The following is an 11,183-nucleotide window of genomic DNA, read 5'->3' on the forward strand; positions in this document are numbered from 1 at the left end:
GTGCTTTCTGTCTATTTTTTGTTTCCTGGTGGGCTTCTGTAGGCGCTGAGTGCGTGGTGATGCGTATTCATCTTGCCGAGTCGCTCGCCCAATTCGGCATATTGCGCCCGCAGGTCGTCCGCCAGGTGGTCAAGATCGTCTAGAAGGGCAATGACTTTTTTTCGCATCAATTCGCGCTGTTCCGGCGGAAGTTCTCCGAGAGACTGGCAAAAGTGCTCGATTTTTATTTCAAGCGGCTTGAGATTGATGCCGTTTCCCTCTTCAAGGGCATGGCGGGCGGCCTGAATACAACCGATGGCTTCCTGCAGCTCGCCGCTTGTCATGTCGGTCATGGATGGTTCTCCCTCATCTGGGGGGGCTGGCTGGTGCGGTAAATGTATGAGAGGATTTCGGCAACGGCGGTAAAGGCTTCGATGGGAATTTCCTTGCCAATTTCAAGCGCCGAGAGAAGCTCGGCCAAATCTTCGTCCTTTCGGACTTTTACGCCGCTTAAGAAAGCGATTTCCAGAATGCGCTCGGCAAGAACGCCTTTGCCGATCGCGATAACTTTCGGCGCGCCCGCCTTCTCCTTGTCGTGGTGCAGGGCGACGGCGACCTCGCGCATGTCGGGTGGATCCTGATCGAAAAGATCGCTCAATTTGGCTTTTTCCCCGGCCTGGCGGAAGGCGACCCTGCGGCCTTCCCGGGGGTCATTCTGGGCCCACTATGCTTAAGGAATCTTTAAAAATGGCGTGGGGCCTGTCCTTGATGCCACTTTGCTTGCCTTTCAGACAAGGCGCGTGCTGAATGGAAGACGCCCTGGCCAAGACTGCGTGAAACGTTTTTATGAAGCTGCTTTTCCTCAATCTTTCGTTGCCACAAACGGTTGAATATCTTGGCAAGCCTGTCGTGACGGGTATTTTCAAGCAACCCGTCGAAGGCCGCGTCATGCTCCGCGCAGGAAATTTGAAGGGGGATGGCCAGGCCGACCGCAAAAATCACGGCGGGGCATGCAAGGCAGTTTACGTTTATCCTTTCGAACATTATGCCGTCTGGGCGCATGAACTTGCACGCGACGGCTTTGCCCCCGGCCAGTTTGGAGAGAATTTCACCGTTGAGGGCATGCTTGAGAGCCGGGTCCAGATCGGCGACCAATTCCAGATTGGTGACGCGGCCATTGAAGTTACGCAACCTCGCGTGCCCTGTTCCAAGCTCGCCATGAAGATGGGACAGGAGGACTTTCCGAAACGCTTTCTTGCCTCCGACCGTACCGGCTTTTACTGCCGTGTTCTTAAAGAGGGTGAGGTCGGGGCCGGGGATGCCATCTTGCGCATTGAAACGGCCCCCCAGGGGATGAGCGTGCAGGCGATCAACCGCCTTATGTTTCGGGAAAAGAGCGATTTGGAAGGGGCCATGCGGGTTCTTCACTTGCCGGCGCTTTCACCAGGCTGGCGGGCTATTTTTGAAAAGCGTCTGCTGGTGGCAGGGGTTCCAGCGTCGAGCCTTCCCGCGCCGACCGACACCGGGTCGGATTGCGGCGAGGGCCTTTAGGCTCCAGCCAAGCCAGCCCGCTTTAGACGTCCTTTGCCGGCGGCATGTCCAGAAGAGCCTCGCCAGCTTCGGCAGCGGCGCGATTTTCCGCTTGGATGCGCTCATAGATTTCCTTGCGGAGCACGGTTGCGCTGGCAGGAAATTCGAAGCCAAGTTTAACGGACTTGCCTCGGACTTCGATGACCGTCACTTCAATGCCATCGTTGATGATGACCGATTCGCCAATCTTCCTGGTCAAATAGAGCATGCCTTGCATCCCATCTATTGGCTGCGCGCCCGGAAAGAGGGCGAAACCGGCTGTTTCCTTGAGCAGCTTTATGCGTTTTTACGCTTTCTTAATATAGACGCGCAAGACTCGAGACCTTCGCCGTCGATTCCTCAACCCGTTTGAAACGATCGGCCCTCCATGGATATGAAGAAAATGCCTCTGTTGGCAACGTTAACTGGCCGCATGGCGTGGCTAAACGCGCGTCAGCAGGTTTTGGCTAAAAATATCGCAAATGCGGACACGCCCGGCTATGTCCCGCACGACCTCAAACCGGCGAATTTTCGTGATCTCGTGCGCAGTGAAGGGGCAAAACTCGTGCCACAGGCAACGGATGCCGCCCACCTTCGGGGGACGACAGGTGGTAATCGCTTTTCCCCACAGGAACAAAAAGGAACCTATGAAACGACTCTGGACGGCAACGCCGTTGTCTTGGAAGAGCAGTTGATGAAGGTGACGAAGACAGCGGGCGATTACCAGATGACGACCAATCTTTACCGCCGCTATCTCGCGATGTTCCGAACGGCAATCGGGCACAATTAGGAAAAGGAAATTCCCGGTGGACCTTATTAAAGCCATGAAGATTTCCGCGGCGGGCATGAAAGCCCAGGGCACGCGGTTGCGGACCATTTCTGAAAACATTGCGAACGCCGATTCGTTGCCGTCGGCACCCGGAGAGAAGCCTTACCTTCGCAAGGTTGTGACGTTCAAGAATGAGCTTGACCGTAATCTTGGTGTCAAATTGGTAAAAGTCGATCGCATAAAGTCTGTGGAAGCCGGTATTCAGAAACGTTTTGAGCCGACGCATCCAGCCGCGGACAAGGATGGCTATGTAGATGTCCCGAACGTGAATTCACTGGTTGAAATGATGGACATGCGCGAGGCGCAGCGAAGTTATGAGGCGAATCTCAGTGTCATTGAGGTGTCGAAGTCAATGATCCAGGGAACGATTGGCCTGCTGCAACGCTAAGCAGTCCGGTTTGAAAAAAAACTTTAGGGGAACGCCATGACATTGAAAGCCATCGAAGCAGTTGCAGCTTATGCAAATGCAGCCACCACCGGGAAGCCGCCTGGGGCTGAAGCTTTGGGCAATGGATCGAAGGCAAGTTTTGCGGATTTTGTGCAAAACGCGGCGGAAGCCACCGTTGATAATTTGCGCAAGGGCGAGGAAATGACGCTGAAATCCGTAACCGGTGAAGCCGAACTCGTCGATGTTGTAACGGCAGTTACGAACGCCGAACTTACATTGCAGACCGTTGTCGCTGTCCGCGACCGGGTTGTGCAGGCTTACCAAGACATCATCAAGATGCCGATCTAGGCCGGGCCGATGCCAGAAGGAGTAGTGCTTGAGATTGCCCGTGAGGCAATTTGGGTGGCGATTAAGATGGCCGGGCCGGTCATGCTCGTTGCGCTTCTTGTTGGATTAAGCATTTCGCTTTTTCAGGCATTGACGCAAATTCAGGAAATGACACTATCCTTCGTGCCTAAAATTCTAGCGATTTTCTTTTCACTTCTCCTATTCATGCCGTTTATGGCGTCTACGCTTTCCACCTTTACGCATCGGCTGACGGATCAGATTGCTGGCTTGGGTTAACGCCGAATGCTGGCCGAGCTTCTCTCCTTTAATCTTTTTGCCCTGTTCCTTGTTTTTGCCCGCGTCGGTGCGGCAATGATGTTGTTGCCCGGCTTTGGAGAGGCTTACGTCGCGCCGCGCGCCCGGTTGGTCATCGCGCTTGGGATTGCCGTCATTGTGGCGCCGCTGATAGCAAGCGAACTTCCAACGATTCCAGATAACCCATTGGAATTGCTTCTTATTCTTACCGGCGAAATCGGCATTGGGCTCTTTTTCGGGGCCTTGGGGCGGATTTTTCTGGCAGGGCTTTTCATTGCCGGGATGCTGATCTCCTATCAGATCGGCCTTGCGAACGCATTTGTCTACGACCCCACAGCGGCGCAGCAGGGGTCCATTGTCGGGAATTTTCTTACGATGACAGGTCTGCTGTTGTTGTTTATTACGAATCTGCATCACCTTACGCTTAGCTCCGTTGTCAAGAGTTACAGCTTGTTTGGGGCAGGCAAGCTGCCGCCCATAGATGATTTTGCCTATACGATGGTGCAGGCAGTTTCCCAAAGCTTTGTTCTGGCGATGGAGATTGCCGCGCCCTTCTTCGTCATTGGGATGGTCTTTTATCTGGGGTTGGGTCTTCTTGGCCGATTGATGCCTCAGGTGCAGGTCTTTTTCATCGCGATGCCGGTGCAGATCGGGATTGGATTTTTAATTCTTGCGTTGACGGTGATAGCGGCCATTGACTGGTTTCTGGCGCAGTTCCGGGAAGGTTTTTTCAGCGTCTTTGGGGCGGGCTAGGGATGGCGGACAAAACCGAAGATTCGCAAAAAACCGAAGAACCAACACACAAAAAACTGGAAGATGCTCGCAAGAAGGGGCAGACCGTCAATTCGCGCGAGGTCAATCATTGGTTTATGATTCTCGGGCTAACCATTCTGATGTTGGTTTTCGCACGGGAAATGATGGGAAGCCTTCAGGATACTCTCGCGGGTTTTCTACAAATGTCCCATGCCCTTTCCGTGGATGGAGACGGCCTGCGCGAGGTTATCCGGCGTGCGGGCGCGGAAGTTCTTTCGGCGCTTTTCCTGCCGGTGCTTGTGCTTATGGCAGCTGCCCTGGCGGCGGGCCTTGCTCAAAGCGGGTTTCTTCTTGCGGTTGATCGCATCACGCCGAAAATGGAGAAAATCTCGGTCCTAAAGGGAATAAAACGGCTTTTTTCCCTTAAGGCGATTGTGGAATTCATCAAGGGGATTTCAAAGCTTACCGTCGTCGGCGTTGTTTGCACGCTGCTCATTCTTCCAGAGTTCGCGACTTTGGACCGCTTTGTCGGCCTTCCGCTGCCTCGCATTCTTGACGCGATTGATGCGTTGGCGGTCCGGGTTCTGATTGGTGTGCTGGCTACCATCTCGATTATTGCCGGGGCCGACTATTTGTATCAGCGCTTTGATTTTTTCAAACAGATGCGTATGAGCCATCAGGAAATAAAGGACGAATTCAAGCAGACAGAAGGCGATCCGATCATCAAGTCGCGATTGCGCCAGCTTCGCATGGAAAGAGCGCAACGACGCATGATGTCAGCGGTCCCGGACGCGGATGTCGTGATTACAAACCCGACACATTATGCGGTTGCGCTTAAATACGATATGGAGGCGATGGCCGCGCCAAGGCTTGTTGCGAAGGGGGCCGATCATATTGCCGCACGTATTCGTGAGGTGGCGAAGGAGCATGAAATTCCGATTGTTGAAAACCCCCCTCTTGCTCGAGCCCTGCATGCGGGGGTCAAAATTGACCAGGATATCCCCGAGGACCATTACAAGGCCGTTGCCGAAGTCATTGCCTACGTCATGCGGCTGAAAGGCACGCTGCCGCCTTCTAAGACGTCTGCCGGCGGGCATTCGTGACCGCTTTATGCTAGAGAGACTAGGCTGTGCCGTGGACGGCGCGCCGTTTCCCTTGTTGAGGACGTCAGGTGGACGATAATTTTGACAAACTGTCCCTTGCGCCGGAGGTGAAGGAATACCTCCCGGCGAGCAGGCCAATCCGGCACCCCGTCTTATGGAGCCTTGCGCTGGTGCTGGCGGTTTTGGGCGGCGCGATTCTTTACCTGCTGGATGCCGCCAAGGCTTCCCCTTTGCTCTTTGGTCTCTCCGCAAGCGGCGTCTTCGCGCTCTCGTTCTTTTCCCTGGGTCTGATCTATGGGGTTTTAAAGCGCAAGGCGGATGCGGAAATTTCGGATCGTTTCTGGCGCCATATGCGCGACCGCATTCCTATCGGCAGGTTGGTGACGGGGCCTTCCGGTGGAATTGTCTTCGTAAACCAGAACTTTTTTGAGATGTTTGCGGTGGATTCTTCGGACTCGGTCCGCTCCATCGAAAGAAATCTGAGCGGCATCGATGCCGAGCGGTTTCGCCGGATCCGCATGAAGGCAGAGGCTGGGGAAGCGGCCAGTGACGAGATTGCCATCGCCGATCCGGATGGCCTGCAATGGCGAAACCTTTCCGCCTTTCCAGTCGAAAGCATGCCGGGTTATGTCTTCTGGCGGTCTGTCGATACGACGGCCCGGCACGAGATGGAACAGGTGATCCGCGAGGAGCAGGACAAGCTTGTCGATTTTCTGGAGAACGCGCCGGTCGGTTTCTATTCGGTTGACGAGAATGGAAAATTTATCTTCGTGAACAAGCAGTTTGCCGAATGGCTTGGTCTGTCTTCTTCGGAACTTATCGCCGGTGGCAAGACACTTCACGATTTTGTCGGTGAGGAAATTCCGGCGGGTACGCCGCCATATGATTGCTTTGGCCGCACGGCGACAGGTAGCCGCGGTGAAGTGCGGCTTTGCGGCGCTGATGGCACGTTGTTTCAAGCCTTTATTACGCAAACGATTGCGCCGGTGGTCGAAGGGCAGGGGCTTCGAACGCGTTCCGTCGTTCGTAATTTGACGCCGGAACGGGAATGGGAACAGGCCCTGCGGCAATCCGAATTGCGGTTTAAGCAATTCTTCGAAAAGGCACCTATCGGCATTGCCTTTCTGGGCCTCGACATGCAGCTCGTCGAATGCAATGGCGCGTTTCGGCAGATTTCCGGCCTTGCTTCGGAAGACGGGAAAGACGGGGATTGCGACACGGCCTCGCGGCCGGCCCTGATGAGCTTGGTGGATGAAAAGGACAAAAAAGCCCTACGCGACCGGATTGAACGCGTCGCCAGTGGCGTTCACCTGACCCAGCCTCTCGAGGTTGGCTTGACCGGTGCGCAGAGTACCGTCGCCGCCTTTTATATACGCAGCCTTAAAGATGCCGCGGGCGAGGGTGCCGGTTTTATTCTTCACGCCATCGATATGACGGAACAGAAACAGTTTGAGCAGCAATTTGCCCAGAAGCAAAAGATGGCGCTTGTCGGGCAACTGGCGGGCGGCATTGCCCATGACTTTAACAATCTGCTGACGGCGATGATCGGCAATTGCGATCTGCTGCTGCTGAACCATGGGCCGGGGGATCAGGCCTTTGCGGATATTGTGCAGATCAAGCAAAATGCAAATCGGGCAGCAAATCTTGTCCGCCAATTGCTCGCTTTTTCGCGTCAGCAGACGTTGCAGCCGAAGATATTAAGCGTGACGGACGTGCTGGGGGAACTTTCAAACCTTCTGAACCGGCTGCTTGGCGAACGAATCGAACTCGAAATGCTTCACGGGCAAAACCTCGGCCATGTGCGGGTTGATCAGGGCCAGTTGGAGCAGGTCATCATCAACCTCGTCGTCAATGCACGCGACGCGATGTCCGGTGGCGGGCGGCTCGCTATTCGGACGTCGAATCTGGAAAGTTCGCGCCGCCTGCTGACTCAGAGCGACCAGGAATCAATGCCGCCTGGCGAATATGTCCTGATCGAAGTCAAGGACACCGGCACGGGCATCTCGAAAGAATATCTTGAGCGGATTTTCGAGCCCTTTTTCACGACGAAAGAGGTCGGCTCGGGCACTGGGCTCGGGCTTTCGACCGTCTATGGCATCGTTCGTCAGACGGGCGGCTTCATTTTCGTCGATAGCACGATTGGAAAGGGAACAAAATTTTCCATCTACCTTCCACAGCATCAGCCCGCAGAAATTGTGGAAGGGGTGCATAAGGCCGTGGTCTTTGATCCGGTCGACCTTACGGGTGTCGGCACCGTTCTCCTTGTCGAGGATGAGGATGCGGTTCGCCTTTTTGGCGCGCGCGCCCTTCGGAAGAAGGGTTACAAGGTGCTGGAGGCGAAAGGGGGCTCGGTTGCCCTGGATATTATCAACAGTGCGGAAGAGCCGGTTGACCTTTTAATCACGGACGTCGTGATGCCGGGCCTGGACGGGCCAGGCCTGGTTGAGAAGGTTCTGGAAACGCGTCCGGACATGAAGGTGATTTTCATTTCCGGCTATGCGGAAGATTCCTTCCGCGAGCGTATCGGGGACGTTTCCGGCCTGCATTTCCTTGCCAAGCCGTTCAGCCTGGAACAGTTGGCCGGTAAGGTGAAGGAAGTGATCGCCCAATAAGATACCCCTTCGGCCTGCTCGCTGCCCACCATACAGGGCTTCCATTGCCGGGACCCTCCCTCCCCCGTGACCTTGCTTGGGACAATTTAAGAACATTCATAAAAAATATATTTGTTACAAGTGGTTAACGATCAACCTTGCGCATAAGAACAAAACATGTACATTCGCTGCAGGGGCAAGGACTTCCTGGCCTGCAGATTTCTTCTCTACGGAACAAGGGGATCGTGTTATGTCGGATGCCAAGCTGAAATTGGTCGATCGGGAGACAATGAATAAAAATAAAGCGTTGGAAGCGGCCATCGGCCAGATTGACCGGGCCTTCGGAAAAGGGTCGATCATGCGGCTCGGCCAGGAAGGCGGCATCAGCGAGATTGAAACCATATCAAGCGGCTCCCTTGGTCTCGACATTGCGCTTGGCATTGGTGGCTATCCGCGAAGCCGCATCATTGAAATTTATGGGCCGGAAAGTTCCGGTAAGACGACGCTGGCCCTGCACGCCATCGCCGAAGCGCAAAAATCCGGTGGCACCTGCGCCTTTGTTGATGCGGAGCATGCCCTTGATCCATCCTATGCAAAGAAGCTCGGCGTCAATATCGATGATCTTCTGATTTCCCAACCGGATGCGGGGGAACAGGCGTTGGAAATTGCCGACACCCTCGTTCGTTCCGGGGCCGTCGATGTTCTGGTCATTGATAGTGTCGCGGCCCTCGTGCCGACGGCGGAACTTGAAGGCGAAATGGGGGACCATCATGTTGGGCTTCAGGCGCGGCTGATGAGCCAGGCGCTCCGCAAGCTTACCTCTTCCATCGCACGTTCACGCACACTTCTCATTTTTATCAATCAGCTGCGGATAAAGATCGGCGTGATGTTTGGCAATCCGGAGACAACGACGGGTGGGAACGCGCTCAAATTCTATTCGTCCGTGCGCCTCGACATTCGCCGGATCGGCGCCATTAAGGATCGGGATGAAATCGTTGGCAATCAAACCCGTGTCAAGGTTGTGAAGAACAAGATGGCGCCTCCCTTCAAGGTGGTGGAATTCGACATCATGTATGGCGTTGGCGTCTCAAAGGTTGGTGAATTGCTGGATCATGGGGTTCGGGCCGGACTGGTTGACAAGGCAGGCACCTGGTTTTCTTACCAGGGCCAGAGGATCGGTCAGGGCCGCGAGAACGCAAAACGATTTCTTAAAGAACATGGCGATGTTGCGGATAAGATCGAAATTGCCATTCGCCAAAGCGCCGGTCTGATCCCGGGCGCGGATGATGATGCGACATCTGAGCCGCCAAAGGTGGCAGCTGTCCCCGAGGTTGAGGTCAAAGAAAGCTAGGCATGCCCTTCGGTTTGGCGCGTCTGTGCCGAATCTTAACGTTTGAGGAACGGGCCTTTGGGCCCGTTCCTGCTTTTTAAGCCGGGGAAGCCTGAGAAGAGCGGCGTTTCCAGGCTTTAACCCTGGTGTGACCCTGGGTCCATCGGCTGGACACTCAAGCCATTGGCGGGGTACAAGAGGTTTTCCTTAACGTATCGGGCTCATGCAAAGCACCAACGACATTCGTGCGGCCTTTCTGGATTACTTCGCGCGCACCGACCATTCGATCGTACCGTCGAGCCCGCTTGTGCCGCGCAAGGATCCGACCTTGCTGTTTACAAACGCCGGCATGGTGCAATTCAAAAATGTGTTCACGGGGGTGGAGACGCGTGACTATGTCCGCGCAGCCTCCAGCCAGAAATGCGTCCGCGCCGGTGGCAAACACAACGACCTTGAACGGGTTGGTTATACGGCCCGCCACCATACGTTCTTCGAAATGCTGGGAAATTTTTCCTTTGGCGACTATTTCAAGGAAACGGCCATTGAGCTGGCCTGGAACCTTCTGACGAAGGAATTCGGCATCGATCGTGACCGCCTGCTGGTGACCGTTTATCATGAAGACGAAGACGCCCGCCGCCTGTGGAAAAAAATTTCCGGGTTGGAAGATGGGCGCATTATTCCCATCGCGACGGCCGATAATTTCTGGATGATGGGCAGCACAGGCCCTTGCGGGCCGTGTTCGGAAATTTTCTACGACCATGGAAAGGACGTTCCAGGCGGGCCTCCGGGAAGCGCCGAGGAAGACGGTGATCGTTTCGTAGAAATCTGGAATCTGGTCTTTATGCAATATGACCAGCTTGCGCCGGGAAAACGTCAACCGCTTCCCCGGCCATCAATTGATACCGGCATGGGGCTGGAGAGGCTGGCGGCGGTTCTTCAGGGCGTGCACGACAATTACGATACGGATGCGTTCCGCACCCTGATTGAGGCCTCCGCCGAGGTTACCGGAACGTCTGTTGCCGGCACGCATGCCGTGTCCCATCGCGTGATCGCCGACCACCTTCGTTCCAGCACGTTTCTGATTGCCGATGGTGTGCTCCCCTCGAATGAGGGGCGCGGCTATGTGCTTCGGCGAATTCTTCGGCGCGCCATGCGCCACGCCCATTTGATCGGTTGCCGGGATCCGCTTCTCTGGCGGTTGGTGCCAGCGCTTGTCAGCCTGATGGGTCATGCCTATCCGGAGATCGTGCGTGCGGAAGCGTTGGTAACGGAAACGTTGCGCCATGAAGAAGCGCGGTTTCGGGAAACCCTTGAGCGGGGCTTGCGGCTTTTGGCAGAGGAAACCGCCAAATTAAAACCCGGTGCAGCGCTTCCGGGCGAGATTGCTTTCCGTCTCTACGACACTTACGGCTTTCCGGTCGACCTCACAGAGGACGCCTTGAAGGCGGAAGGCCGGGGCGTTGATATGAAAGCGTTTGATTGTGCCATGGCGCGGCAGCGGCAGGATGCGCGCGCCTCTTGGGTAGGTTCCGGCGAGGCGGCAACGGAAACAATCTGGTTTGGCGTACGCGAACGCGTCGGCGCTACGGAATTTCTCGGCTATGAGGCGGATGTGGCGGAGGGAATGGTTGTTGCGCTGTTGCGGGATGGCGCGGAGGTCAAATCCGCGAAGGCCGGCGAGGAAATCTTGCTGATTACGAATCAGACGCCTTTCTACGGCCTTTCCGGGGGCCAAGCCGGCGATATCGGCATAATGGAGTCGGCGGATTTGGACTCTCGCTTCATCGTCGAGGATACCCTGAAGAAGCTGGGCGACCTTCACGTGCATGTCGGCCGCGTCGATGCCGGCGAAATTCGCATCGGCGACGTGTTGGAAATGCGGGTCGCCACCGACCGCCGCGCCTGCCTGCGCGCCAATCACTCGGCAACGCATCTTCTTCATGCCGCGCTTCGCCATCGCCTTGGCGCGCATGTGACTCAAAAGGGCTCTCTGGTTGCA

At 55.5% G+C, this 11,183-nt stretch carries 13 protein-coding genes; 10 read left to right on the plus strand and 3 right to left on the minus strand.

The window, feature by feature from the left end; all coding sequences use genetic code 11:
- Positions 1 to 11 precede the first annotated feature (11 nt).
- Both COA65_09330 and COA65_09335 read right to left on the minus strand, forming a co-directional pair.
- Complete coding sequence (locus COA65_09330; protein ID PCJ57581.1) at positions 12 to 332, minus strand: hypothetical protein; 321 nt, start codon at positions 330 to 332, stop codon at positions 12 to 14.
- Complete coding sequence (locus COA65_09335) at positions 329 to 604, minus strand: flagellar protein FhlB (GenBank protein ID PCJ57593.1); 276 nt, start codon at positions 602 to 604, stop codon at positions 329 to 331. Before COA65_09335 ends, COA65_09330 begins: the two co-directional genes overlap by 4 nt.
- Positions 605 to 825: 221 nt before the next feature.
- Between COA65_09335 and COA65_09340 the strand changes: the two genes are divergently transcribed.
- Entirely contained in the window at positions 826 to 1,530 is a 705-nt protein-coding gene (locus COA65_09340) for an MOSC domain-containing protein (GenBank protein ID PCJ57582.1), read from the plus strand.
- Positions 1,531 to 1,552: 22 nt separating this feature from the next.
- On the opposite strand, the gene csrA is transcribed toward COA65_09340, so the two are convergent.
- Positions 1,553 to 1,777, minus strand: a complete 225-nt coding sequence (csrA, locus tag COA65_09345) for a carbon storage regulator (protein ID PCJ57594.1) — start codon at positions 1,775 to 1,777, stop codon at positions 1,553 to 1,555.
- Positions 1,778 to 1,936: 159 nt separating this feature from the next.
- Here csrA and COA65_09350 point away from each other — a divergent pair, with 159 nt between their 5' ends.
- From COA65_09350 to COA65_09390, 9 genes are all read left to right on the plus strand, one after another.
- Entirely contained in the window at positions 1,937 to 2,338 is a 402-nt protein-coding gene (locus COA65_09350; protein PCJ57583.1) for a flagellar basal-body rod protein FlgB, read from the plus strand.
- Positions 2,339 to 2,354: 16 nt separating this feature from the next.
- A complete protein-coding gene (flgC, locus tag COA65_09355) occupies positions 2,355 to 2,765 on the plus strand; it encodes a flagellar basal body rod protein FlgC (protein ID PCJ57584.1) in 411 nt (136 codons plus the stop codon).
- 36 nt (positions 2,766 to 2,801) lie between these two features.
- Complete coding sequence (locus tag COA65_09360) at positions 2,802 to 3,113, plus strand: flagellar hook-basal body complex protein FliE (GenBank protein PCJ57585.1); 312 nt, start codon at positions 2,802 to 2,804, stop codon at positions 3,111 to 3,113.
- A 9-nt stretch (positions 3,114 to 3,122) separates the two neighbouring features.
- Positions 3,123 to 3,389, plus strand: coding sequence for a flagellar biosynthetic protein FliQ (gene fliQ, locus COA65_09365; GenBank protein ID PCJ57586.1), 267 nt, complete (start codon positions 3,123 to 3,125; stop codon positions 3,387 to 3,389).
- A gap of 6 nt (positions 3,390 to 3,395) precedes the next feature.
- Positions 3,396 to 4,160: a flagellar biosynthetic protein FliR gene (locus COA65_09370; GenBank protein PCJ57587.1), complete on the plus strand. Its 765-nt coding sequence runs from the start codon at positions 3,396 to 3,398 to the stop codon at positions 4,158 to 4,160.
- A 2-nt stretch (positions 4,161 to 4,162) separates the two neighbouring features.
- A complete protein-coding gene (gene flhB / locus COA65_09375; GenBank protein ID PCJ57588.1) occupies positions 4,163 to 5,263 on the plus strand; it encodes a flagellar biosynthesis protein FlhB in 1,101 nt (366 codons plus the stop codon).
- Positions 5,264 to 5,331: 68 nt separating this feature from the next.
- Complete coding sequence (locus COA65_09380) at positions 5,332 to 7,875, plus strand: hybrid sensor histidine kinase/response regulator (GenBank protein PCJ57589.1); 2,544 nt, start codon at positions 5,332 to 5,334, stop codon at positions 7,873 to 7,875.
- A 229-nt stretch (positions 7,876 to 8,104) separates the two neighbouring features.
- The gene (gene recA, locus COA65_09385) at positions 8,105 to 9,205 is read left to right on the plus strand and encodes a recombinase RecA (protein PCJ57590.1); all 1,101 of its coding nucleotides are present in this window, start codon (positions 8,105 to 8,107) and stop codon (positions 9,203 to 9,205) included.
- 202 nt (positions 9,206 to 9,407) lie between these two features.
- Positions 9,408 to 11,183: alanine--tRNA ligase (locus COA65_09390; GenBank protein ID PCJ57591.1), on the plus strand; the 1,776-nt coding region annotated here is incomplete at its 3' end.

Source organism: Rhodospirillaceae bacterium (assembly GCA_002746255.1).
GTDB lineage: Bacteria > Pseudomonadota > Alphaproteobacteria.